This window comes from Bradyrhizobium sp. 45, assembly GCF_023073155.1.
GTDB lineage: Bacteria > Pseudomonadota > Alphaproteobacteria > Rhizobiales > Xanthobacteraceae > Bradyrhizobium > Bradyrhizobium canariense_D.
In genome coordinates, this window is sequence record NZ_JADPIX010000006.1 from 101,731 (window position 1) to 126,402 (window position 24,672).

The 24,672-nt window shown below is 63.5% G+C and carries 22 protein-coding genes; 12 read left to right on the top strand and 10 right to left on the bottom strand.

Annotated features, from left to right (window positions below; all coding sequences use genetic code 11):
- Positions 1–5: 5 nt before the first annotated feature.
- Entirely contained in the window at positions 6–779 is a 774-nt protein-coding gene (locus tag IVB42_RS01015; RefSeq protein WP_018459652.1) for a fumarylacetoacetate hydrolase family protein, read from the top strand.
- 138 nt (positions 780–917) lie between these two features.
- Here the strand turns inward: IVB42_RS01015 and IVB42_RS01020 are convergent, their stop codons facing one another.
- Positions 918–1,607: a YggS family pyridoxal phosphate-dependent enzyme gene (locus IVB42_RS01020; protein WP_247393713.1), complete on the bottom strand. Its 690-nt coding sequence runs from the start codon at positions 1,605–1,607 to the stop codon at positions 918–920.
- Positions 1,608–1,715: 108 nt separating this feature from the next.
- On the opposite strand from IVB42_RS01020, the gene IVB42_RS01025 reads away from it, so the two are divergent.
- The 4 genes from IVB42_RS01025 to holA all read left to right on the top strand — a co-directional run bounded on the left by IVB42_RS01025 (position 1,716) and on the right by holA (position 7,849).
- Positions 1,716–3,413 carry a diguanylate cyclase gene (locus IVB42_RS01025; protein ID WP_018459650.1) on the top strand — a complete coding sequence of 566 codons (1,698 nt, stop codon included), beginning with the start codon at positions 1,716–1,718 and terminating at the stop codon, positions 3,411–3,413.
- 197 nt (positions 3,414–3,610) lie between these two features.
- The gene (gene leuS, locus IVB42_RS01030; protein WP_018459649.1) at positions 3,611–6,235 is read left to right on the top strand and encodes a leucine--tRNA ligase; all 2,625 of its coding nucleotides are present in this window, start codon (positions 3,611–3,613) and stop codon (positions 6,233–6,235) included.
- The gene (lptE, locus tag IVB42_RS01035; RefSeq protein ID WP_018459648.1) at positions 6,222–6,773 is read left to right on the top strand and encodes an LPS assembly lipoprotein LptE; all 552 of its coding nucleotides are present in this window, start codon (positions 6,222–6,224) and stop codon (positions 6,771–6,773) included. The genes leuS and lptE overlap by 14 nt, the downstream gene beginning before the upstream one ends.
- A gap of 47 nt (positions 6,774–6,820) precedes the next feature.
- Complete coding sequence (gene holA / locus IVB42_RS01040; RefSeq protein ID WP_018459647.1) at positions 6,821–7,849, top strand: DNA polymerase III subunit delta; 1,029 nt, start codon at positions 6,821–6,823, stop codon at positions 7,847–7,849.
- Between the two features lie 154 nt (positions 7,850–8,003).
- Here the strand turns inward: holA and IVB42_RS01045 are convergent, their stop codons facing one another.
- The 7 genes from IVB42_RS01045 to hemJ all read right to left on the bottom strand — a co-directional run bounded on the left by IVB42_RS01045 (position 8,004) and on the right by hemJ (position 16,561).
- Positions 8,004–8,888, bottom strand: coding sequence for a ParB/RepB/Spo0J family partition protein (locus IVB42_RS01045; protein ID WP_018459646.1), 885 nt, complete (start codon positions 8,886–8,888; stop codon positions 8,004–8,006).
- Between the two features lie 76 nt (positions 8,889–8,964).
- Positions 8,965–9,819 carry a ParA family protein gene (locus tag IVB42_RS01050; protein WP_018459645.1) on the bottom strand — a complete coding sequence of 285 codons (855 nt, stop codon included), beginning with the start codon at positions 9,817–9,819 and terminating at the stop codon, positions 8,965–8,967.
- A 30-nt stretch (positions 9,820–9,849) separates the two neighbouring features.
- Positions 9,850–10,623 carry a 16S rRNA (guanine(527)-N(7))-methyltransferase RsmG gene (gene rsmG / locus IVB42_RS01055; RefSeq protein WP_018459644.1) on the bottom strand — a complete coding sequence of 258 codons (774 nt, stop codon included), beginning with the start codon at positions 10,621–10,623 and terminating at the stop codon, positions 9,850–9,852.
- Between the two features lie 7 nt (positions 10,624–10,630).
- Entirely contained in the window at positions 10,631–12,511 is a 1,881-nt protein-coding gene (mnmG, locus tag IVB42_RS01060; protein ID WP_018459643.1) for a tRNA uridine-5-carboxymethylaminomethyl(34) synthesis enzyme MnmG, read from the bottom strand.
- Positions 12,512–12,945: 434 nt separating this feature from the next.
- Positions 12,946–14,304, bottom strand: coding sequence for a tRNA uridine-5-carboxymethylaminomethyl(34) synthesis GTPase MnmE (mnmE, locus tag IVB42_RS01065; RefSeq protein ID WP_247295821.1), 1,359 nt, complete (start codon positions 14,302–14,304; stop codon positions 12,946–12,948).
- A 309-nt stretch (positions 14,305–14,613) separates the two neighbouring features.
- Positions 14,614–15,879, bottom strand: a complete 1,266-nt coding sequence (gene rho / locus IVB42_RS01070) for a transcription termination factor Rho (RefSeq protein ID WP_007598612.1) — start codon at positions 15,877–15,879, stop codon at positions 14,614–14,616.
- 247 nt (positions 15,880–16,126) lie between these two features.
- Positions 16,127–16,561 (bottom strand): protoporphyrinogen oxidase HemJ, encoded by a 435-nt coding sequence (hemJ, locus tag IVB42_RS01075; RefSeq protein ID WP_018459641.1) that lies wholly within the window; start codon positions 16,559–16,561, stop codon positions 16,127–16,129.
- Between the two features lie 461 nt (positions 16,562–17,022).
- Between hemJ and IVB42_RS01080 the strand changes: the two genes are divergently transcribed.
- The 4 genes from IVB42_RS01080 to dnaQ are packed head-to-tail and all read left to right on the top strand — an operon-like array spanning position 17,023 to position 19,857.
- Positions 17,023–17,862: a pyruvate, water dikinase regulatory protein gene (locus IVB42_RS01080; RefSeq protein WP_018459640.1), complete on the top strand. Its 840-nt coding sequence runs from the start codon at positions 17,023–17,025 to the stop codon at positions 17,860–17,862.
- Positions 17,863–17,880: 18 nt separating this feature from the next.
- Positions 17,881–18,489, top strand: coding sequence for a Maf family nucleotide pyrophosphatase (locus tag IVB42_RS01085; protein WP_247295824.1), 609 nt, complete (start codon positions 17,881–17,883; stop codon positions 18,487–18,489).
- A 23-nt stretch (positions 18,490–18,512) separates the two neighbouring features.
- Positions 18,513–19,112, top strand: a complete 600-nt coding sequence (coaE, locus tag IVB42_RS01090) for a dephospho-CoA kinase (RefSeq protein ID WP_085349243.1) — start codon at positions 18,513–18,515, stop codon at positions 19,110–19,112.
- Positions 19,113–19,140: 28 nt separating this feature from the next.
- Complete coding sequence (dnaQ, locus tag IVB42_RS01095; protein ID WP_018459637.1) at positions 19,141–19,857, top strand: DNA polymerase III subunit epsilon; 717 nt, start codon at positions 19,141–19,143, stop codon at positions 19,855–19,857.
- Here the strand turns inward: dnaQ and secB are convergent.
- Positions 19,854–20,336 (bottom strand): protein-export chaperone SecB, encoded by a 483-nt coding sequence (secB, locus tag IVB42_RS01100; RefSeq protein ID WP_007598595.1) that lies wholly within the window; start codon positions 20,334–20,336, stop codon positions 19,854–19,856. The two genes, dnaQ and secB, sit on opposite strands and share 4 nt — an antisense overlap.
- A 415-nt stretch (positions 20,337–20,751) precedes the next feature.
- On the opposite strand from secB, the gene IVB42_RS01105 reads away from it, so the two are divergent.
- The 3 genes from IVB42_RS01105 to IVB42_RS01115 are packed head-to-tail and all read left to right on the top strand — an operon-like array spanning position 20,752 to position 23,535.
- Complete coding sequence (locus IVB42_RS01105; RefSeq protein ID WP_007604067.1) at positions 20,752–21,447, top strand: Tim44/TimA family putative adaptor protein; 696 nt, start codon at positions 20,752–20,754, stop codon at positions 21,445–21,447.
- The gene (locus tag IVB42_RS01110) at positions 21,425–22,948 is read left to right on the top strand and encodes an MltA domain-containing protein (RefSeq protein WP_018459636.1); all 1,524 of its coding nucleotides are present in this window, start codon (positions 21,425–21,427) and stop codon (positions 22,946–22,948) included. The genes IVB42_RS01105 and IVB42_RS01110 overlap by 23 nt, the downstream gene beginning before the upstream one ends.
- The gene (locus IVB42_RS01115; RefSeq protein WP_018459635.1) at positions 22,945–23,535 is read left to right on the top strand and encodes a Smr/MutS family protein; all 591 of its coding nucleotides are present in this window, start codon (positions 22,945–22,947) and stop codon (positions 23,533–23,535) included. The genes IVB42_RS01110 and IVB42_RS01115 overlap by 4 nt, the downstream gene beginning before the upstream one ends.
- On the opposite strand, the gene IVB42_RS01120 is transcribed toward IVB42_RS01115, so the two are convergent.
- Positions 23,532–24,656, bottom strand: a complete 1,125-nt coding sequence (locus tag IVB42_RS01120) for a hypothetical protein (protein ID WP_018459634.1) — start codon at positions 24,654–24,656, stop codon at positions 23,532–23,534. The two genes, IVB42_RS01115 and IVB42_RS01120, sit on opposite strands and share 4 nt — an antisense overlap.
- Between the last annotated feature and the right edge of the window lie 16 nt (positions 24,657–24,672).

A 24,672-nucleotide genomic window follows, 5' to 3' on the forward strand; every position in this document is an offset into this window, starting at 1 on the left:
GACACATGCTCGACAAGGATCAGATCGCCGCCGCTTCGCAGGTCCTGGTTAAACATTGGCGCGACGGCACCAAGCTTGACGCGCTGGAGCCAGAGTTGCGGCCTCAGAACCGCACCGAGGCTTACGCCGTGCAGGCTGCGCTCAGCGGGACTTTGTTCGGCTGGAAGATCGCGGCAACGAGCGAGTCCGGACAGAAGCACATCAATGTCGCGGGACCGTTGGCCGGTCGGATCATGAGCGACACCGTGATCGCCGATGGCGGCACCGCCTCGATGAAGGGCAACGCGATGCGCGTCGGCGAACCGGAGTTCGCTTTCGGCATGGGGCGCGATCTGCCGCCGCGCGCGGCGCCATATACTGTCGACGAGGTGCTCGCCGCCGTGGACAGCTTGCATCCCGCGATCGAGATTCCCGATTCGCGCTTTGCCGATTTCGCCAGCGCCGGCGAGGCGCAGCTCATCGCCGACAACGCCTGTGCGCATCTGTTCGTGCTGGGCGCAGCGACGAATGCGAACTGGCGTGCCATGGATCTCGTCGAAGAGCGGCCGCAGATCACGCTACGCGGCCAGCGCTATCTCGGCCACGGCAAGAACGTGCTCGGCGATCCCCGCATTGCCCTGGCCTGGCTGGCCAACGAGCTGCGTGGCCTCGGCATCATCTTGCGGGCAGGGGAGGTAGTGACCACGGGCACGTGCCATCCGCCGCTTCCGATCCAGGCGGGTGATCGGTTTGTCGCGGACTTTGGCGCGCTGGGGAAGGTGGCAGTGGGGTTTGAATAGGCCCCACATACACCACCGTCATTGCGAGCGCAGCGAAGCAATCCAGAATCTTTCCGCGGAGGGACTCTGGATTGCTTCGCTGTGCTCGCAATGACGAAATCGAGAGTTCGTATGGCGCTCTGCCGTCGCTAACGGCTCTCACCGGCGCCCGAAGATCGCACTGCCCACGCGCACATGGGTGGCGCCGAGCATGATCGCGGTCGCATAATCCGCGCTCATGCCCATCGAGAGCTTCTTCAATCCATTGCGCGCGGCGACCTTGGCGGTCAGCACGAAATGCGCCGCCGGCGGCTCGTCTACCGGCGGGATGCACATCAACCCCGAGATCGTCAGCCCGTAGGTGTCGCGGCAGCTCGCGATGAAAGCATCGGCCTCGCCGGGCGCGATGCCCGCCTTCTGCGGCTCCTCACCGATATTGATCTGCACGAACAATTCCGGGTGCTTGTTCTGGGATTCGATTTCCTTGGCTAACGCCTGGCAAATGCTCGGGCGATCGACCGAATGGATGGCATCGAACAGCGCGACTGCCTCTTTCGCCTTGTTGGATTGCAGCGGGCCGATCAGATGCAGCGCGATATCGGGGTAAACAGAAGTTAACGCGGGCCACTTGCCTTTGGCCTCCTGCACGCGATTCTCCCCGAATACGCGCTGCCCGGCGCCGATGACCGGGGTAATTGCATCCGCGGCGAAAGTTTTCGACACCGCGATCAGCGTCACGGAGGCACGCTCGCGCCGCGCATCCTTGCAGGCGCGCGCGATTTCGGCTTCGACCGCGGCGAGCGCGTTTGGTGAATGGCCGGTTAGCGGCGCGGCGTTGGCTTCAGTCATGATGTCGCATCGGAGCTGGTTGTTGCGGAGCTAGTTCTAATTTTACCGAGTTCAAGAAAGAGTTTTTGAACCCCTCGCTTTACCTTAGCCGCGGGGTGGGCAGCGAAGATGTCAAACGTCAGTTTCAACCGCAAACGAGCGAAACTCAAGCAGGTTCTCGGAATCCGGGCGCGGCTTGCGTTGCTCGCGGTGATTCTGGTGACGCCTTTGATGTTCGAACGCATCCGATCGCTGGAAGACACGCGCACACGGCAGATCGCACAGGCCACAGCCGAATTCACCACCGTTGCAAGACACAGCGCCGATGCGCAGCGCGAGGTGATCTCGTCGGTCGAGACCATCCTGAAATCGGAAGCTTTCATCCGCGCCTCCGCCGGCGGCATCAGCAAGAGCTGTGACGTGCTGCGCGCGAGCCTGCCGTCGAACCTTCCCTGGATCCGCACGCTTCTGATCGCCGGCCAGGACGGGCGCATCCAGTGCGCCACCAACAACATGTATGTCGGCCTGGACCTCAGTGACCGGCCGTATTTCCAGCAGGCGCAGGAAACCGGCCGCTTCGTCCTGAGCGACTTCATCCTGTCGCGCCCGGTGCTGACACCGACCGTCATGGCGGTTTACCCGGTGTCCGCCTTCAGCGGCGTAGCGGATGCCGTCGTGCTCGCCACCGTCAACCTCGACTGGATGTCGAAGGTCATGAGCAATCTGGGGGGGCGCGCCGGCATCACGGCCGTGCTGGTCGACAGCACCGGCACCGTGCTGGCGGCACCGGCCGACCAGCATAGTGCGATCGGCCGTCCGCTCGACAACATGCCGCTGATGTCCGCGATCGCCGACAAGGCGCTGAGGTCTGACCAGGACGAAGGTTCACTCTCTTTCCTCGCTGCCGACGGCTCCCGCCGCGCGGTCAGCTATATCCGCATCGCCGGAACCAATGCCCGCCTGATCGCCAGCATCGACGAGGACAAGGTGTCCGCGGCCGTGAGCCGCGACATCCGCACCGCCTATCTCCAGCTCGGTTTCGTCGTCGTATTCGTGCTGCTCGGCGCGCTGATCGCAGCCGAGAAACTGGTGATCAAGCCGATCAGGATGCTCGCCGACATGGCCAAGCGTCTGGGCGAGGGCGATCTGTCGGCGCGTGCCGCGCGCAATCGCCTGCCGGCCGAGTTCGTGCCGCTCGCCCGCGCGTTCAACGCGATGGCCGCACAGCTCAGCCAGCGCGAACGCGAGCTGATGGCGAGCAATGACCGACTCACGGTGATGGCCTCGATCGACATGTTGTCGGGGCTTGCCAACCGCCGCGGCTTCCAGAGCCGCCTCGATTTCGAATGGATGCGCGCGCAGCAATATGGCAGCGACCTCGCGCTGTTGATGATCGACGTCGACCATTTCAAGCTGTTCAACGACACCTACGGCCATCTCGAAGGCGATTCTTGCCTGACCAGGCTCGGCGAATCGCTGTCCGGCATCGCCGCCGACACGATGGGCTTCGCGGCCCGCTACGGCGGCGAGGAATTCTGCCTGTTGCTGCCGAACACCGACGTGGCGCGCGCCGTCGAAATTGGCGAACAGGCGCGTGCGGCCGTGCTGAAGCTGGGCCTGCCGCACATCACCTCCGACCACATGATCGTCACCGTCTCGATCGGCGTTGCCGCGACCAAGCCCAACGAGAGCTTGCGTCCGGGCGATTTGATCGAAGCCGCCGACGCCGCGCTCTACGCCGCCAAGCACCGCGGTCGCAACAACGTCGTCGAGCATGGCATCACGGTGATCGACAACGGCGCGGCGGAAATGATGATGGCGGGCTGAGGGCTAACCCGCAGCCCGGACGCGATCGACCTCGCTCTCGGTGACCAGGCCCGGCGAGCCGAACAGGACTCTCCGTATTTTTGCGGAGCAGCCTTGCGGCGCCGCGCCGCCAGCGGCAACCCATTGACCCCCCGAGGACTTCTATGGCCTAGTCCGCCGTCTTTAGACGGCCAGATCCACGAAAACCCAACGATTCCATGACCTCCGAACGCTACAACGCCCGCGACGCCGAACCGCGCTGGCAAGCCGCCTGGGACCAACAGGCGATCTTCGTCTCCAAAAACGACGATCCGCGGCCGAAATACTATGTGCTTGAGATGTTCCCCTACCCGTCGGGGCGCATCCATATCGGCCATGTCCGCAATTACACGCTTGGCGACGTACTGGCCCGCTTCATGCGAGCCAAGGGTTTCAACGTGCTGCACCCGATGGGCTGGGACGCTTTCGGCCTGCCGGCCGAGAACGCCGCGATCGAGCGCAAGGTCGCACCGAAGGCCTGGACCTACGCCAACATCGCCGCGATGAAGAAGCAGCTCCGTTCGATCGGACTGTCGCTGGACTGGAGCCGCGAGATCGCGACCTGCGATCCCTCCTATTACAAGCACCAGCAGAAGATGTTTCTGGACTTCCTGCGCGAAGGCCTCGCCGAGCGCGAGAAGCGCAAGGTGAACTGGGACCCCGTCGACATGACCGTGCTCGCCAACGAGCAGGTGATCGACGGGAAGGGCTGGCGTTCGGGTGCCGTTGTCGAGCAACGGGAAATGAACCAGTGGGTCTTCAAGATCACGAAGTACTCGCAGGAGCTGCTGTCTGCACTGGATACGCTGGACCGCTGGCCCGACAAGGTGCGGCTGATGCAGCGCAACTGGATCGGCCGGTCCGAGGGCCTGCTGATCCGCTTCGCGCTCGACGCGACGACGACGCCGGCCGGCGAGAGCGAGCTGAAGATTTTTACGACACGCCCCGACACGCTGTTCGGCGCGAAGTTCATGGCGATCTCGGCCGATCATCCGTTGGCGCAGGCAGCCGCGGCTAAGAATCCGAAGCTTGCCGAGTTCATCGGCGAGATCAAGCGGATGGGCACGGCGCAGGAGATCATCGACACCGCCGAGAAGCAGGGATTCGATACCGGCATCCGCGCGGTCCACCCGTTCGATCCGAGCTGGAAGCTGCCGGTCTATGTCGCCAACTTCGTGCTGATGGAATACGGCACCGGCGCCATTTTCGGCTGTCCCGCACACGACCAGCGCGACCTCGACTTCGTCAACAAGTACGCTCTCGGCAACACGCCGGTGGTGTGCCCCGAGGGCCAGGATCCGAAATCATTCGTCATCACCGATACCGCCTATGACGGTGACGGCCGCATGATCAATTCGCGTTTCCTTGACGGCATGACCATCGATCAGGCCAAGGACGAGGTGGCGAAGCGTCTCGAGAGCGAGCTGCGCGGCAACGCGCCGGTCGGCGAGCGCCAGGTCAATTTCCGCCTGCGCGACTGGGGCATTTCGCGCCAGCGCTATTGGGGCTGCCCGATCCCCGTCATCCATTGCCCGAAATGCGACGTCGTGCCGGTGCCGGATGCCGATCTGCCCGTCGAACTGCCGGACGATGCGACCTTCGACAAGCCGGGCAACGCGCTCGATCATCATCCGACCTGGAAGCACGTCACCTGTCCGCAATGCGGCGGCAAGGCTAGCCGCGAAACTGACACCATGGACACCTTCGTCGATTCGTCCTGGTACTTTGCGCGTTTCACCGATCCCTGGAACGAGAACGCTCCGACGACGCCAGAGGTCGCCAACCGGATGCTGCCGGTCGACCAGTATATCGGCGGCGTCGAGCACGCGATCCTGCATCTGCTCTACAGCCGCTTCTTCACCCGCGCGATGAAGGCGACCGGGCACATCGCCCTGGACGAGCCGTTCGCGGGCATGTTCACGCAGGGCATGGTAGTGCACGAGACCTACCAGAAGGCCGACGGCACCTACGTCCAGCCGGTCGAGGTGAAGGTCGAGACCGGCGCCAACGGCCGCCGCGCCACGCTGCTAACGTCAGGCGAAGACATCCAGATCGGCCCGATCGAGAAGATGTCGAAGTCGAAGAAGAACACGGTCGATCCCGACGACATCATCGAGACCTATGGCGCCGACGTCGCCCGCTGGTTCATGCTGTCGGACTCCCCGCCCGAGCGCGACGTGATCTGGAGCGACGAGCGCGTCCAGGGCGCCTCGCGCTTCGTGCAGCGGCTGTGGCGGCTGGTGAACGATTCTGTGGAACCCGGCAAGGGCGCGCCGACGGCCCGGCCGGCCAGCTTCGGCCCGGACGCCACCGCCTTGCGCAAGGCTGCCCATGGCGCGCTGGACAAGGTCACCACCGGAATCGAGCGACTGCACTTCAACGTCTGCCTCGCCCATATCCGCGAATTCACCAATGCGTTTGCGGAGATCTTGCAACGTCCCGGCCAGCCGGCTCCAGATTTGGCCTGGGCGATCCGGGAGGCCAGCCAGATCCTGGTCCAGCTGTTCTCCCCGATGATGCCGCATTTGGCCGAGGAGTGTTGGCAGGTTCTGGGCCATAGCGGGCTGGTTTCCGAGGCCAATTGGCCCCAAATCGAACGCGATTTGCTGGTTGAAGACAGTGTGACCCTGGTGGTCCAGGTCAACGGTAAGAAGCGGGGCGAGGTCACAGTTGCAACAGCGGCCGAGAATCCGGAAATCGAGGCTGCCGTTTTGGCCCTCGATGCGGTAAAACTGGCCTTGGATGGCAAACCCGTCCGCAAGGTGATTATCGTCCCCAAGAGGATCGTGAATGTTGTCGGCTAGGATCCGCATCGCAGCCCGCTTGCTGGCGGTCGCCGCACTGGCGGCCATGACGGCCGGCTGCTTCCACCCGATGTATGCCGAGCACACCGACGGCACCCCCGGTCTGCGCGAGAAGCTGATGGGGGTCGATCTACCCCCGATCGCCAAAGCCAATGCCTCACGCGAGGCCCGGGTCGGCGTCGAGGTCCGCAACGCGCTGGCCTTCAAGCTCTATGGCAGCGCCACTGGCATGCCGCCAACCCACCGCCTCGAGATCCGCTTCGCAAGCAGCAAGACGTCGCTGATCGTCGATCCCAACACCGGCCTGCCCAGCAGCGAAAACTACGGCCTCGACGCCCAGTACAATCTGATCGAGGTCGTCAGCGGCAAGTCGGTGATGACAGGCACCACGTTCTCCCGCGTGTCCTACGACATGCCCGGCTCCTATCAGCGTTTCAGCCGCAACCGCGCGGTACGTGATGCCGAGGATCGTGCTGCCAACGAGATCGCCGAGAACATCACGACTCGACTCGCCTCGTTCTTCACCGCGGGCACTTAATTCATCCCGTCACCCCGGTTCGCCCGGAATGACGAGTCCCAGGCAACATGGTCGCGCTGCGCGGAAAAGAGATCGACGCCTTTCTCGCCCGCCCCGATGCGGGCCGTCCGATCATCCTGCTCTATGGTCCCGACGCCGGCCTGGTCCGCGAACGCGCGGATGCGCTGATCGCCTCGTCCGTCGACGATCCCAATGATCCCTTCTCGCTGGTCAAGGTCGATGGCGACGAGCTCTCCGCCGAGCCGTCGCGCCTCGTCGACGAGGCCATGACGGTGCCGCTGTTCGGCGGCCGCCGCGCCATCCGCGTGCGCGCCGGCTCGCGCAGCTTTGCCAGTGCTATCGACACGCTGGCGGAAATGGGCGTCAGGGATTGCCGCATCGTGATCGAGGCCGGCGAGCTGCGTCCGGAATCGCCACTGCGCAAGGCCTGCGAACGCGCCAAGACGGCCGTCGCGATCGCCTGCTATCCCGATACCGAGCGCGATCTCGCCAAGCTCATGGAAGACGAGCTCCGCATCGCCAATTTGCGCATCGCGCAAGATGCCCGCGCGGCGCTGATGTCGTTCCTCGGCGGCGATCGCCAGGCCTCCCGCAACGAGCTGCGCAAGCTCACGCTCTATGCCCATGGCAAGGGCGAGATCACGCTGGATGACGTGATGGCTGTCGTCGCCGATGCGTCGGAACTGAAACTCGATCCGATCGTCGATGGCGCCTTCGCCGGCCGGCCCGAGATCGTCGAGAACGAGTTTGCCAAAGCCATGATCGCCGGCACCTACCCCGGCGTGATCATCTCCGCGGCGCAGCGTCAGGCGGCGTGGCTGCACAAATCGGCGCTCGCAATCGCCGACGGCACGCCCGCATCCGCGGTGCTCGACAGCGGCTATCCGCGCCTGCATTTTTCGCGGAAGCCCGCGGTCGAAACCGCATTGCGCAATTTCAGCGTGGCGCGGCTCGCCGTCATCATCGAGCAGCTCGCGACCGCCGCGCTCGATACCCGCAAGCAATCCACCCTCGCCGCCGCCATCGCCCAGCGCACGCTGATGGCGATCGCCGCAAACGCGAAGCGGCGGAGCTGAGCTTCCCGCACTGTCCCCTCGTCATTGCGAGGAGCCCTTGCGACGAAGCAATCCAGAATCTCTCCGCGGAAAGATTCTGGATTGCTTCGCTGCGCTCGCAATGACGTGTGGATCGGCATGAGGTCCTGGCTTTCGCCAGGACGACACCAAGCGGCTACAGGGCGCCCTTCGCCAGCCGCCGCATCACCTCGTCGAGCTGATCGAGGTTGCGGTAGTTGATCTGGACCGAGCCGCCGGGGTCGCGGTGGCTCACCGTGACCTTGAGCCCGAGCGCGTCGCTGACGCGCTTTTCGAGGTCGACCGTGTCAGGGTCCTTTTCCTTCGCCCCCGTGCGCGCCTTCTGCGGCTTGCGCTCCGGCACGCCCTCTTCATGCGCCAACGCCTCGGCCTGGCGGACGTTGAGGCCCTCCTCGACGATGCGCTTGGCGGCAGCGAGCGGATCAGGCACGCCGATCAGCGCGCGGGCATGACCCGCGGTCAGCTCGCCGGTCGTGATCAGGGTTTGCACCTCGGCGGGAAGCTTCGTCAGCCGCATCATGTTGGCGATGTGGCTGCGGCTCTTGCCGACGACTTTGGCGATGTCGTCCTGGCTGCGTTTGAACTCGTTGGCGAGCGCGTGATACCCAAGCGCCTCTTCCATCGGGTTGAGGTCTTCGCGTTGCACGTTCTCGACGATCGCGAACTCCAGCGCATCGCTGTCGCTGATGTCGACGGGGACGATCGGCACTTCGTGCAGGCCGGCCATTTGCGAGGCGCGCCAGCGCCGTTCGCCGGCGATGATCTCGAAGCGGTCCTGCGCACCCTTCACCGGGCGCACCACGATCGGCTGGATCACGCCATGCTGCCTGATCGAATCGCTGAGCTCCCTGAGCTCGCTCTCCGAAAAGGTGCGGCGCGGGTTGCGCGGATTGGGCTTGATGAACTCGATCGGCACCTTGCGTTGCGCGCGCGGCCGATCGACATGCTGAGCCTCGCCGCCGACGTCACCGATCAGACTCGCAAGACCCCGGCCCAGTCGCGAACGCGCTTCGTCGGCCATCGCCAGCTCCCTTGGATTCACGCTGCACTCCAGAACTGAATTGTCGAAACTCGTAACTCGTAGCATCAACGCCGCTTCAATGCGTCGTCCGCAGCTCGCGCTCGCGCTGGATCACTTCGGTGGCGAGCCGCAGATAAGCTTCGCTGCCGACGCATTTGAGATCGTAGACGAGCACCGGCTTGCCGTAGGACGGCGCCTCCGAGATGCGCACGTTGCGCGGGATCATGGTCTTGTAGACCTTCTCGCCCATGAACTGCCGGACGTCGGCAACGACCTGGTTCGAGAGATTGTTGCGCGAGTCGAACATGGTCAGCACGATGCCGTGGATCGACAGGCTCGGATTGAGCGTCGAGCGCACCTGCTCCACCGTCTGCAGCAATTGCGACAGACCTTCGAGCGCGAAGAACTCGCACTGGAGCGGCACCAGGATTGCGTCGGAAGCCGCCATCGCGTTCACGGTGATCAAGTTGAGCGAGGGCGGACAGTCGATCAGCACGTAAGTGTAATCGGCGTCGGGCGAGACGTTGTTGTTGAGCGCGCTGATCGCATCGCGCAGCTTGTACGCACGACCCGGCGTGGTGCCGAGCTCGAGCTCAAGGCCGGAGAGATCCATGGTCGAGGGCGCGATATGCAGCCGCGGCACTGCCGTCGACACCACCGCTTCCCGCAGGCTCGCCTCGCCGATCAGAACGTCATAGGTCGAGCAGGAGCGGTTGCGGCGATCGATGCCGAGTCCGGTCGAGGCATTGCCCTGCGGATCGAGATCGACGATCAGGACGCGCTCGCCGATCGCAGCGAGCGCCGTGCCGAGATTGATCGCCGTGGTTGTTTTTCCCACGCCGCCCTTCTGATTCGCCAGCGCCAGGATGCGCGGATGGCCCTGCGGGACGGCGGCGGTCTGTTCTTGCTGCGGTTCGTCAATCACGCTCATCGCAAATTCCCCCACTCGGCCCCTGACGCCTCACCCGCGCCGTTCGACGGAAGCCAGCTCGACGATCCAACCGTCGCCTGTACGGCTGTGGTGGAGCTGCGGCTGAATATTCCAATATTTAGTGGCTTCGGTCAATTCAGACTCTACATCTTGACCCTTGAGAAACAACGCCTTTGCGCCCCGGCGCATCAGCGGCTCCGCAAAGCCGATGAGTTGATGTAGCGGAGCCAGCGCACGCGCGGTGACGCAATCGACCGGGCCGGTGATTCTATCCACATTATCCCCGATCTCAGCGAGATGTACGACTCCCGGAGATGTCGTGACGCGCACGGCTTCGCGCAGGAAGGCCGCCTTCTTGGCGATTCGCTCGACCAGATGGACGCTCGCCCCGGCCGTCCCGGCCATGGCGCAGGCCAGGACGATCCCGGGAAAGCCGCCACCGCTGCCGAGGTCGGCCCAACGTTTGGCCGATGGGGCGAGAGCGACGAGCTGAAGAGAGTCGGCGATGTGCCGGGTCCAGAGGTACGGCAATGTCGAGGGCGCGACGAGGTTGGTCTTGGCCTGCCACTCCCGCAGCAGTGCGATGTAGCGATCGAGCCGGGCTTCCGTTTCATGTGAAACAGGCGCGAGGTTGAGCGCCGCAACCTTGTCGGCTGCAATGACGACGTCCCACGATCGATCGTTGGCGCTGGCCTTGTCGATCTTTGGCCGGGCAGGCGCCGGTTCGGAGCGAACACCGGCACCCTCACCCGCCGAGGGTTTTCCTGAAGACGATCTGCCGCCGCCCGGCCCGCGCTGTTTCACGTGAAACCTATGCGATTACTTTGGAAGTCTTCCGCGCTTCGCGGCGGAGATAGGCCGCAAGAATGCCGAGCGCGGCAGGCGTCATGCCGTCGATTCGGCCGGCCTGGCCAACGGTGAACGGCCGCGCGTTCTCCAGCTTGGCCCGCACCTCATTGGAGAGACCGGGGACCTGCTGGTAATCGACGTCCGACAACACCATCCCCTCGTCCCGCCTGAAGGCTTCGACGTCCGCGCTCTGGCGCTCCAGATAGACATCGTACTTCGCGTCGATCTCGAGATGGGTGGCAATGACGGGATCAATGCCGGACAGCTCGGGCCAGATCGCACGGACCTGGCTCCAGCCAATATCGGGATAGGCCATCAGTTCGAAAGCCGAGCGCCGCTGGCCGTCCCGGTTCAGGGACAGACCATGCTTGATCGCTTCGTTCGGAGTGATCGTCAGCGACTTCGAGAGCGCTCGTGCCGCATTCAGGGCGTCCATCTTGGCGCGATGATGCACCGTCCGGGCGCTGCCAACGCAGCCCAGAGCGACGCCCTTCTCGGTCAAACGCTGATCGGCATTGTCGGCACGCAGTGTCAGGCGGTACTCGGCCCTGGAGGTGAACATCCGATAGGGTTCGCTGATGCCGCGGGTGACGAGGTCGTCGACCATGACGCCAAGATAGCCATCAGCTCGGTCGAACACTGTCAGCGCGGCGCCGCTCGCAGCCAATGCCGCGTTCAGCCCGGCCACGATGCCCTGGCCGGCAGCTTCCTCGTACCCCGTGGTGCCATTGATCTGGCCGGCCAGGAACAGACCGCGCAGGCGCTTGGTCTGGAGGGTCGGATCGAGCTCACGCGGATCGATGTGGTCGTATTCGATGGCATAGCCCGGCCGGACCATCTTCACCCGCTCCAGGCCGGGAATGGTTGCGAGAATGGCGAGCTGAACGTCCTCCGGCAGCGAGGTCGAGATGCCGTTGGGATAGACAGTGCTGTCGTCGAGCCCTTCCGGCTCCAGGAAGATCTGGTGACCGTCGCGATCGCCGAAGCGAACGATCTTGTCCTCGATCGAGGGGCAATAGCGCGGTCCGGAGCTCTTGATCTGGCCGGAGTACATCGGAGAGCGATGAACATTGGCCCGGATCACCTCATGGGTGGCGGAATTGGTTCGGGTGATTCCGCACTGGATCTGCGGCGTCGTGATCCGCTCGGTCACCATCGAAAACGGCTCCGGAGGCTCGTCCCCCGGCTGCATCTCGACCGCCGACCAGTCGATCGTCGTGCCATCCAGACGCGGCGGAGTGCCCGTCTTGAGCCGTCCAAGGGTGAATCCGGCGCGCTCGAACGAGGTCGAAAGGCCCATCGCAGGCGCCTCGCCGACCCTGCCGGCGGGCCAATTCTTCTCTCCGAGATGGATCAGACCGCGAAGGAAGGTGCCGGTGGTGACGACGACAGCCCCTGCCCGAAGCTCGCGGCCATCTGCCAGGCGCAGGCCGATCACCCGTCCCTCGACCACGATCAGCTCGTCCGCTTCGCCTTCGACCACGGAAAGACCCTCGGTCTCCCGGATCGCCGCCTGCATCGCGGCCGCATAGAGCTTCCGGTCGGCCTGCGCGCGCGGACCACGGACCGCTGGGCCCTTACGGCGATTGAGAACGCGAAACTGAATACCGCCGGCGTCGCCGACCCGGCCCATCAGACCATCGAGCGCGTCGACCTCGCGAACCAGATGGCCCTTGCCGAGACCGCCAATGGCGGGATTGCAGGACATCGCGCCGACCGTGGAGAAGCGGTGCGTCACCAGAGCGGTCGCCGCGCCCATCCGGGCAGAGGCAGAAGCGGCCTCACAGCCGGCATGGCCGCCGCCAATCACAATGACGTCGAAGCTCTCTCGCTCTGTGCGCATGGACGGACTTCTAGCTCAGAGGCGGGGAAGCCGGAAGCGGAAACTGGAAAGGCGGTTGTTTCACGTGAAACGGTGCAAGCGGAGCCCAGATGTTTTTCGCGAAAACAACCCCAGGCACAGTAGAACCGCCCTTGGAAAGATTATCATTTTCAGTGGGAGAAAACGGAGCTCCCGACGCATAAAGTGTCTACTGAAGGGCCGTAACGTCCAGATGCGGCCCGGTCTCGAAGCTCGATGGCAGCGGCATACTCCCATCATCGCGAGCGGAGTGATCCGGGATCTCTCCGCTCACCCGCTCCCTTAGCTGCCACGTTTGCCAGCAAATATGGGTAATGGAGTCACGTTTTACGTGAAACGTCTCGGAACGCGACCGCAGTGTTTCACGTGAAACGAAGAAGTGGAACAAAGGCTAGTTGTACAATGAAGAACTAGGGCTACTTCCCAACGCAGAACTTCTGAAAAATCGCCCCCAGGACGTCCTCGACATCCACCCGACCCAGCAGCCGGCCCAAGGCATAGGCCGCAGCGCGCAGCTCTTCGGCGGCAAGCTCCTCGCCGTCTTCTACAAGCTCCAGACTCCGCCGCAAGCTGTCCGACGCCCGGCGCAGCAAATCCCGCTGCCGGGCCCGGGTCACCAACGCGCCCTCAGTCGTTCCGAAGAAGTCGGCGGCGAATTTCACCATAGCATCGACCAGCGCGGGAATGCCGTCCCCCCGGCTGGCGGCGATTCCGAACTCACCGTACAGGCCGACGTCCTCGACCCCGCCGAGATCGATCTTGTTGCGCACGATCCAGACCGAACCGCCGGAGCGGCTGCCTGCATTGCCGGACTTCCCCAGCAACGGCATTGCGGCCGGATCGACCGCGCGCCCCGCCTCCACCAGCCACAACACGAGGTCGGCGTCTTCGGCTCGGGCTCGCGCCCGGCGAACACCCTCCTGCTCCACCGGATCGTCGGTCTCGCGAATGCCGGCCGTGTCGATCACCGTGACGGGATAGCCATCAAGATCGAGCTGCACCTCGATCACATCGCGTGTCGTGCCGGCATGCGGCGAGACGATCGCGACGTCGCGGCGCGCGAGCTGGTTGATCAGCGTCGACTTGCCGACATTCGGCTCGCCCGCGATCGCAACCACCAGGCCGTCGCGCAAGCGTTCAGCTTGTCCCTGTGCCGCAAGGACTTCTGCGATTTCGTCATGCAGCGCACTGATCGCCTTGACCGCAGGCGCTCTCAACTCGGCGGGCACATCGCCCTCGTCGGAGAAATCGATGCCGGCCTCGATCAAGGCCGAGGCGTCGATGATGCGCTCGCGCCAGTCGCGCGCGCGATTGCCGAGGAGACCCTGCAACTGCCGCAACGCCTGGCGGCGCTGGCGGTCGGTGTCGGCATGAATGAGATCGTCGAGGCCCTCCGCCTCGGTCAGGTCGAGCTTGCCGTTCTCGAAGGCGCGCCGGGTGAATTCGCCCGGTTCGGCAGCTCGCATATTCGGAATTACGGAAATTGCGGTAAACAGTGCGGCCAGCACCGCGCGGCCGCCATGGACGTGAAATTCGGCGACGTCCTCGCCGGTCGCGCTGCCGGGCCCCGGAAACCACAACACCACCGAATCGTCGATCGGCTGGCCCACGCCGTCATGAAGGAGCCGGCGGCTGGCCTGCCTCGGCGCCGGCAGCTTGCCCGCCAGCGTCGTCAGCACCAGGCTGGCGCCTGGCCCGGAGACACGCACCGCCGCAAGCGCACTTGGCGGACGGCCAGACGACAGTGCAAAGATGGTGTGGTCTCGCGGATACATAGCCTATTTGTCCGGCTGAAAGGGAAAAGGCAAACATCCGTTTCGGCTGACAAATCGAGCGATTATGCTGCTTGGATTCTCGCAGCAAAACCAATAGTGCGATGCAATAAATTCGCGAGCGTCTACTGCAAGAACCACTTGCAACGGAATGAGCGGCATCCCTCGATCCGCTATTCATAAATTATATCAACATCTTAGACGACGCCTACTCCAGACGACAACGCCCCGCCATGCTGCAGCTCGCTGCAACAAAGTCGCACAAAGAAAAAGGGCGCCCGAAGGCGCCCTTTGGATCATGTTGCACTGCAATCAGGTGTTCATCGAATCGAAGAACTCGGAATTGCTCTTGGTCGAGCGCAGCTTGTCGAGCAGGAAGTCGATGCCGTCCATCGTCCCCATCGGATTCAGGATGCGGCGGAGTACGTACATCTTCTTCAAGACCACCGGATCGGTGATCAGCTCTTCCTTACGGGTGCCGGAGCGCGAAATGTCGATCGCCGGGAAGGTCCGCTTGTCCGACACCTTGCGATCGAGGATCAGCTCGGAGTTGCCGGTGCCCTTGAACTCTTCGAAGATGACTTCGTCCATACGGCTGCCGGTATCAACCAGCGCAGTCGCGATGATCGTCAGCGAGCCGCCCTCTTCGATGTTGCGGGCGGCGCCGAAGAACCGCTTCGGCCGCTGCAGCGCGTTGGCATCGACACCGCCGGTCAGCACCTTGCCCGATGACGGCACCACGGTGTTGTAGGCGCGGCCGAGGCGCGTGATGGAGTCCAGCAGGATCACGACGTCGCGGCCATGCTCAACCAGACGCTTGGCCTTCTCGATCACCATCTCGGCGACCTGGACATGGCGCACCGCCGGCTCGTCGAAGGTCGAGGAGACGACCTCGCCCTTCACCGAGCGCTGCATGTCCGTGACTTCTTCCGGACGTTCGTCGATCAGGAGCACGATCAGATAGCACTCGGGATGATTATGCGCGATCGAGTGCGCGATGTTCTGCATCAGCACGGTCTTGCCCGTGCGCGGCGGCGCGACGATCAGCGCGCGCTGACCCTTGCCGATCGGCGCAACGATGTCGATCACCCTTGCAGACAGGTCTTTCCGCGTGGGGTCGTCGATTTCCATGCGGAAGCGCTGATTCGGAAACAGCGGCGTGAGGTTGTCGAAATTGACCTTGTGCTTGGCCTTTTCCGGGTCCTCGAAATTGAGCGTGTTGACCTTCAGCAGCGCGAAATAGCGCTCGCCCTCCTTCGGGCTGCGGATGTGGCCTTCGATAGTGTCGCCGGTGCGCAGGCCAAAACGGCGGATCTGCGAGGGCGAAACGTAGATGTCATCCGGGCCCGGCAGATAATTCGCATCGGGCGAGCGGAGGAAGCCGAAGCCGTCGGAGAGAACCTCGACGACGCCTTCGCCGACGATGTCGGTCTCGGCGAGCGCAAGCTGCTTGAGGATGGCGAACAGCAGCTCCTGCTTGCGCATGGTGCTGGCATTCTCGACCCCATTCTCTTCCGCGAACGAGACGAGCTCGGCCGGCGTCTTCGACTTGAGGTCCTGGAGTTTGATTTCCCGCATTGGGGTGGTCCTGTGGGGTAACCTGGGAGGGGGGTGCGAGGAGGCTCTGAAATGCGGACGCGAAAAGGTAAGGTCCGCAGGTCTGGCAAGGAGAGCGCCGGTGAGGCTTCAAACCTGATGGGGTGTCCGGCCTCTGGAAAGCTCAGACACGACCACATCCGCCTGCGTTGGGTGGGATATCGCTAATATAGAAAATCGCCTCACACTCCGCAAGCAGAAGCACTGAGCGATTGTTCGCGACCGCTGCCTAGAACGGCTTCACGATCACCATGATGACGATCAGAATCATCAAGGCAGTTGGTACCTCGTTGATAATCCGATAGAATTTCTGGCTCCGGGGGCGCCGGTCCGCCGCGAAATCCTTCAGCCAGCGCGAAAAAAAGCCGTGGACCGCGGACATCGCCAGGACCAGTGCCAGTTTTACGTGCAGCCAGCCGAAAGTGAACCAGTGTCCAGCCCAGGCGAGGTAGAGCCCGGCGAGCCAGGTCACGATCATAGCGGGGTTGATGATCGCCTTGAACAGCCGCCGTTCCATGATCTTGAACGTTTCCGACTGCTGCGAGCCGACTTCAGCCTCGCAATGATAAACGAACAGCCGTGGCAAATAGAGCATGCCCGCCATCCAGGAAATGACGGCGATCACATGCAGCGCCTTGATCCAGAGGTAGACGTCTTCAAACATGTCTGGGGGTCCGGATTCCTGCCCAGCCGAGGGGAAACGTTGGGGATAGTAAGAACTCGTTAAGGTCTTGCCTGCACACATATCCGTCCGTAGCGCCCTTCTCCAATAAGAATCTTAGATTCTTAAGGTTTGAGTCTATGTGACGGTGAATTGGACTCACACATCTCCGTCCGCCCGTTCACACGCGCTTGTTCACATCCATCAACATATCCTCTGACAGCTCCGGCCGCTTTCGATAAGTCGGTCAGCTTCAAAGGCTTGCGCGTTTCTGTCGGCAGCTTATCAAGAGGGTTATCGACGCAATCCCGTTTCCCTTTCGGGAGGGCGTCGAAGTTGTTCTCAGGGGCAGCGGTGTGAAGAAAATCCGCCGTTGTCCCGCCCCCGGTGTCGCACATCCCTTTCCGGGAGGTTAAGCTCCACAGAAATCCACAAACCACACCGACTCCATACAAAGGGCTTTTGTGCCGACTTCGAACAATTATTTCCATCTGCACCTCGTCTCCGACTCCACCGGTGAGACGCTGATCACGGTCGCGCGCGCCGTTGCCGCCCAGTACGCCAACGTGACCCCGGTCGAGCACGTCTATCCGCTGGTGCGCAGCCAGAAACAGCTCGATCGCGTGCTCGACGAGATCGAGGAAGCGCCGGGAATCGTGCTGTTCACGCTGCTCGAGAAGGATCTGGTTTCGAGGCTCGAGGATAAGTGCAAGGGGATCAATGTTCCGAGCCTGTCGATCATCGGGCCGGTGATGCAGTTGTTCGAGGCCTATCTCGGAGCTGCCACGACCGGCCGGGTCGGCGCCCAGCACGTGCTCAATGCCGAATACTTCAAGCGTATCGACGCGTTGAACTACACGATGATCCACGATGACGGCCAGCATGTCGAAGGGCTCGACGACGCGGACGTGGTGCTCGTCGGCGTTTCCCGCACCTCCAAGACCCCGACGTCGATCTACCTTGCCAACCGAGGCATCCGCACTGCCAACGTGCCGCTGGTTCCAGGCATTCCGGTGCCCTCGCAACTGGAGACGTTGACGCGACCGCTGGTGGTGAGCTTGCATGCGACGCCGGAACGATTGATCCAGGTGCGCACGAACCGCCTGCTCTCCATGGGGGCCGATTCCAGCAGCGACACTTATACCGACAAGCAATCGGTCGCCGAGGAGGTCGCATTTGCCCGCAAGCTGAGCGCCAAGCACGATTGGCCGCTGCTCGACGTCACGCGGCGCTCGATCGAGGAAACCGCCGCGGCGATCATGAAACTTTACAGCGATCGTCAGCGTAACCGGCCTTCTGAATAGCTTTGGGATAGTTTCGCGATGGGTCTCTGGCTCGGCAAATCTTCGTTGATCCTGGCCTCGCAGAGCAGCGCGAGAAAGATGCTCCTGGCGAATGCCGGGCTCGAGTTCAAGGCGATCACGGCTGATATCGACGAGCGCGGCATCCAGGCCGCCTCCGGGCTTTCTGGTCCGCGCGAGATTGCCCTGCTGCTGGCGCGCGAAAAAGCCAAGGCAGTCTCGGCCCATCACGTTGGAAGCACCGTCATTGGTGCTGATCAAACGCTGGCGCTTGGCGATCGCCTCTTCAACAAGCCAGCGGGCCGCGCCCAGGCGCTGGCGCAGCTGCGCGATCTCTCCGGCCATAGCCATGAGCTGAATTCCGCCGTGGCGATCGCACGCGATGGCGAGATCATCTTCGAGGACGTCTCGGTTGCCTGCCTCACGATGCGGCAGATGACCGAGGCCGAGCTTTCGGCCTATCTCGACATCGCCGGCGGCGCCGTCAGCACCAGCGTCGGCGGCTATCAGCTCGAAAGCCTGGGGATCCATTTGTTCGAGCGTATCGAGGGCGACCACTTCACCATTCTCGGCTTGCCGCTGCTGCCGCTGCTTGCGTTCCTGCGGCGCGAGCGGCTAGTTGCGGTGTGACTGGCAGATATGGTTGGGCGCTGATGCGGATCCTGGGACTGACCGGCTCGATCGGGATGGGCAAATCCACCACCGCGAAATTGTTCGCGGAGGCTGGCGTGCCTGTCTACGATGCCGATGCGGCCGTCCATCAGCTCTATGAGGGCGAGGCCGCACCCGCGATCGAGGCCGCCTTCCCCGGCACTACCGCGAACGGCAAGGTTGATCGGCCAAAACTCTCGGCGCGTGTGGTGCACGATCCTGCGGCCATCAAGCAGCTCGAGCAGATCGTCCATCCGATGCTCGGCGCTTCCCGGAAAAAGTTCTTCGCCGACGCCGAAGCCGCCAACGCGCCGGTCGTGGTGCTGGACATACCGCTGCTGTTCGAGACGGGTGGCGAGACGCGGGTCGATGCCGTAGTCGTCGTCACCACGTCTCCGGAACTGCAGCGCGAGCGGGTGCTGGCGCGCGGCACGATGGACGAGGCCAAGCTCGACGCCATCATCGCCAAGCAGACACCCGATGCGGAAAAGCGCAGGCGTGCCGATTTCGTGGTGGATACATCCCACGGACTCGAACCGGTGCGCGCCCAAATCGCGCACATCCTCGCCGACGTCGTTAAGATGCCGCAGCGGCGCGCCTGATTCGCCGCCTGACACGGCTTCCCAGATCATGCGCGAAATCGTTCTCGACACAGAAACCACCGGCCTTGACCCGTTGCGGGGAGATCGCCTGGTCGAAATCGGCTGCGTCGAGATGCTCAATCGCATGCCGACGGGGCAGAGTTTCCACGTCTACATCAATCCCGAAAGGGACATGCCGGCAGAAGCCTTTGCGGTGCACGGGCTGTCGGCCGAATTCCTGGCGACGAAGCAGCTGTTTCACGAGGTCGTCGACGATTTTCTGGAGTTCATCGGCGACGCGCCGCTGGTGATCCACAATGCCTCGTTCGACATCAGCTTCATCAATGCCGAGCTCGACCGGATCAAGCGCCCGGCGATCCCGCGCGAGCGGCTGGTCGATACGCTGCTGCTGGCTCGGCGCAAGCATCCCGGCGTGTCGAACCGGCTCGACGATCTCTGCTCACGCTATGCGATCGACAATTCACGCCGCACCAAGCACGGCGCATTGCTCGACGCCGAGCTGCTTGCGGAAGTCTATGTGGATCTGGTCGGGGCGCGGCAGTCGCAGCTGCTGCTTGCTTCGGAATCCGAAGAGACTCGCGCCAATGGGGCTGCCGATGCGCCTCGGCGGCAACGGCCGGCGCCGCTCACCCCGCGCATTTCGGACGCCGAGCGCGAGGCCCACCGGGCCTTCATCGCAACGCTCGGCGACAAGGCGATCTGGAACGAGTTCTTGCCCGCTCCAGCCGCCCCTTTGGCTGGTTAAGCCTGGCCGCTCGGCTGAGCGGCCATTTGCCGCTCCATGTTCTGGCGATAGAGGCCGACGAAGTCGACCGGATCCAGCATCAAAGGCGGGAACCCGCCGTCGCGCACGGCAGTGGCGATGATCTCACGGGCAAACGGGAACAGCAGGCGCGGGCATTCGATCATGACCAGCGGATGCAAATTGTCCTTCGGCACGTTGGAGATGCGGAAGACGCCGGCATAAGCGAGCTCGAACGAGAACATGATCTTGCCGGCGGTCTCGGCCTTGCCCTCGACCGACAGCGTCACCTCGAACTCCTGTTCGCTGAGATTGTTGGCGCTGACATTGATCTGGATGTTGATCTGGGGCGGCTGGCTCTGCTGCTGGAGCGAGCTGGGCGCATTCGGATTTTCGAACGAGAGGTCCTTGGTATATTGCGCCAGGACGTTGAGCTGGGGAGCCTGGGCCGCCTCGGGAGGGGTGCCGTTACCGTTGGTCATAAGAGTGTCTCCTTACCCGATTGGGCTGAATTTCGCGGCGGTTGGCTAACATAGGGCTACCTCGTTCCACAAGGACGAACGGTCCCGGATGGGGAATTCCGGCCACGCCCACAACTGTGGCGTTCACCCCGGCGATCCAGCGCAACTGCGCCTTAAACGATTGAAGATGCGCGATTTCCGGGCAGGATCGGGTTTCCCCTTAAGCATAAAACGCGCTACACTCGGTGCTGTGCCAAAAGGCGCCATTGGCCGGGCAAGATTTCGTGCCTACATCCCACGGACCTGACGCGCGGACCCAAAATGGTGATGTAGACTTGCCGTTCCGGTATGGAACGGTCTACTGGCCGGATCGATTTTCCCGGCACGATCCTTTCGAGACGGCCCCTTCTACAGACGACCAGAAAGCGAATACGACGTGGACATCTACACCATCATCTTCCTGGCGCTGGCGGTCTTCATCTTTCTGAGGCTGCGCAGCGTGCTGGGGCAGCGCACGGGCAACGAGCGGCCGCCGTTCGACCGCAACGCGCTCCAGGGCGCCCAGGACAAGAACGTCGTCACCATGCCGGGCAAGGTCATCGACCAGGCTCCCTTGGCGCCGACGGCCGAGCCGACCCCGCCCTCCGACCGTTGGAAGGGCCTGACCGAGCCGGGCACCGTGCTCGCCCAGGGTCTCGACGCCATCGTCGAAAAGGATTCCACCTTCGATCCGCGGCATTTCATCTCCGGCGCCCGCGGCGCCTATGAGATGATCGTGCTGGCCTTTGCCAATGGCGACCGCCGCGCGCTGCGCGACCTGCTGTCGTCGGAGGTCTATGAAAGCTTCGATGCCGCGATCAAGGAGCGCGAGAAGAACGAGCAGAAGACCGAGACGCGTTTTGTCTCGATCGACAAGGCCGAGCTCGTCGGCGCCGAACTGCGCGACCGCACCGCCCAGCTCACGATCCGCTTCGTCTCGCAGATGATCTCGGCCACCCGGGACAAGGCCGGCAACATCGTCGACGGAAGCGCCGACACGGTCGCCGACATCACCGACATCTGGACTTTCGCCCGCGACATCACTTCTCGCGATCCGAACTGGAAGCTGGTTGGCACCGGAAGCGCGAATTAAGGTTTTCCTGAAGACCAGCGCGACGGCGCTTTGCGCAGGTGCCGTCGCGCTGTCGTCGTTTTCACTCGGCGCTGAGGCGGCGCGGCGCCACTATCGCAGCCATCACCATCATCTCCCGGAATTGCCTGCCGCGCCGCCGCGCGCCTTGCCATATCCGCAGCTTCCCCTGCCGCTCGAAATTCCCGGCGCCCAATATCTGCCGCTGGCCTGGGCCGACGTGAAGGGCTGGGGCGACGACAATCATCTCGCCGCCTACAAGACCTTTCGCGCGAGCTGCCGTCCGATCAACGCGCAGACCGGCGCTCCCGAACCGAAGGCTTTGGGCGCCTCGCTGGGCGAACCCTGCCGGGTCGCCAAATCGCTCGAGCTTACCGACGACGCTCGGGCCAAAACCTTCTTCGAGGAGAATTTTGCGCCGCTGCGGATCTCGCGCCTCGGCGAGCCCGATGGTTTCGTCACCGGCTATTACGAACCGGTGCTGGAGGGATCGCGCACGCAGACCGACGTCTACAATGTCCCGGTCTATCGCCGCCCCTCGAATCTCTTTGTGCGCGGTTACAAGCAGGATTCGGTCAGCCTGCCCAACAAGGGCCCGGTCTATCGCAAGATCGGCCGCCGCAAGCTCGTGCCTTATTACGACCGCGCCGAGATCGAGGACGGCAAGATCGCCGGCCGCGGACTCGAGATTGCCTGGCTGAAGGACCCGACCGATCTGCTGTTCGCCCAGATCCAGGGTTCGGCGCGGATCAAGTTCGACGACGGCGGCACGGTCCGGCTCAACTACGACGCCTATAACGGCTATCCCTATACGGCGGTCGGTCGCATCCTGATCGAGCGCGGCATCATTCCAAAGGAAGAGATGTCGATGCAGAAGATCAGGGAGTGGATGGCGCAGACCCCTGACGGTGCCAAGGAGCTGCGCCGCCAGAACCGCTCCTACATCTTCTTTCGCGAGGTCAATCTATCCGACAAGGAGGAGGCGGTCGGCGCGCAAGGCATTCCGTTGACGGCCGGCCGCTCGATCGCGGTCGACAAATCGCTCCACGTCTACGGCACCCCGTTTTTCATCGAAGGCGAGCTGCCGATCGATTCCGAACGCGCGAAGACGCCGTTCCATCGCTTGATGATCGCGCAGGACACGGGCTCGGCCATCATCGGTCCGGCGCGCGCCGATCTCTATTTCGGCGCGGGTCAGGATGCCGGCCGGGTCTCCGGACGGCTGCGCCATGCCATGCATTTCGTGATGCTGGTGCCGAAGAGCCTCGATCCCACAACGCGCGGCGCGCGGCTCCCGGTGCCGGACCCGCGGCCCTCGGAGAAGATCGCAAAGCTGTTTCCGCAAACGGAGCCTGCGAAGGACAAGCCGCCTGCCGAGCTGCAAAGCAAGAGCGAGACGGTCGCTGTCGCCGGTCCAGTCCCGCTGCCGGTGCCGCGTCCCGTGATCGAGCCAGTTCAGGAGCCGCGGCGGCCGGTGAAAAATCGCTCCCATCGGCAACAATGAAGCGATCGTCCCGTCCGCCCGTGCTGGAGCCTCGTCCCTCGCCGCGCCGTCGCGCGCTGAGTGAGGAAGAGCGCGCGCTGTGGGATACGGTCGCAAAGCAGGTCAAGCCGCTGAGAAAGCATCGTGCGGCGAAGGCGCAAGCTGCACCACGCACCGAGTCTTCGCCTGCAGCGCCCGCCCCCCGGATTGCGCCGTCGCCACGTCCGATTGCCGCTGCCCCGGCACCGCGCGCAGCGAAGCCGGCGGTGCCGCCGCTGGCGCCGCTCGGCAAGCGCGAGCGCACAAAGCTGTCGCGCGGGCGCAGCGAGATCGAGGCGCGGCTCGATCTGCACGGCATGACCCAGATGCGTGCCCACCGCGCGCTGAGCGGCTTCCTGCACCGCGCCCATCATGACGGCCTGACCTTCGTGCTGGTCATCACCGGCAAGGGCCGAAGCGGCGGCGAAAGCGGCGTGCTGCGCCGTCAGGTGCCGGAATGGCTGAGCCTGCCGGAATTCCGGGCCTTCGTCGTCGGATTCGAAGAGGCCGGTATCGGCCATGGCGGCGAGGGCGCGCTCTACGTGCGGATCAGGCGGGCGAGATATTAGAACGGCCGCACGATTCCGACGCGCGGGATCAATGTGACAATCAGGCCGAAGATATTTGTCGTCTGATCTTCCGCCGAAATCAGCGGCGTCTCGCGTGCGGCGGGCAGCATCTTCACCGCGTGCAGGATCAGGAACATGCAGACTGCCCAGTTCGAGATCCAGCGCGAATAGTCGAATACCATCGCGAACATCACGACATAGGCGAGGCTGACGCCGATCAGCGCCGCAATGACGAGGCGGCGATGCGTGTCGCTTGCGAGCGCGCCGATCAAATTCGCAAAATAGCGCCACAGCGGTGTGTGCAGCCAGATCAGCAGCGCGAACACGGGCACGCCGAGGATGTTGTGCGGCAGGCGGCCCCAGGTGTCGGAAATCTCCTTCGCCAACGGCTGATACCAGATGTAGGCAAACTGCAGCAGGTCGGTCCGCGACGGATCGGCCATCCGGCTCTTCAGATCGGCGACGAAATCCGCCTCCGGGACCGGCATCGTTCCCCAAAACTGCGCGGCGAAGAACAGCGCGGAGACGGCCAGCAGGGCCATGATGCCGAACGCGACATTGGTGCGATCGCAGCCATGCGCTAGATAATGCCTGATCACGACGATGGTGATGATGGTCGGCACATACATCAAGAGATGGATGTGGTGGATCAGGACGAGAACGATCGAGAACAGCGCAGCCAGCGCCACGAACAGCAGCGAGCCGGCCGGCACCAGCAGCAGGACGATCGCCAGCGCGCAGCCATAGATGTCGAAATGGCCGAGCGTGTGCATGAAGTTCTTGAGGAAGAACGGCGAGCCCGCGATGAAGACGAACGTCGGCAATGTCTTCGCGGTGAAGCCGAACGTTGTCTGGAATAGTCTTGCGTACAGCCCGAGCGTCACCAGCCATGTAGCGCCGCCGAGCGCGAACACCAGCCATAGCGGCACCTTGTCGGTGAACAGCGCGACGATCGTCCCGATCAGCGCGCGCTTGATGAAGCCAAAATGGTAATCGACGAGGAGGTGGATGTAGGGGACGTAAGGCGGCAGCTGGATCTTGTGAACGAAGACGCCAACGATGATTGCCGCGTTGATCGCGAGCAGCAGGCGCCAGGGGTTTTGCAGGAAGCGTGCGGTCACGCCGCATCCATAGCGC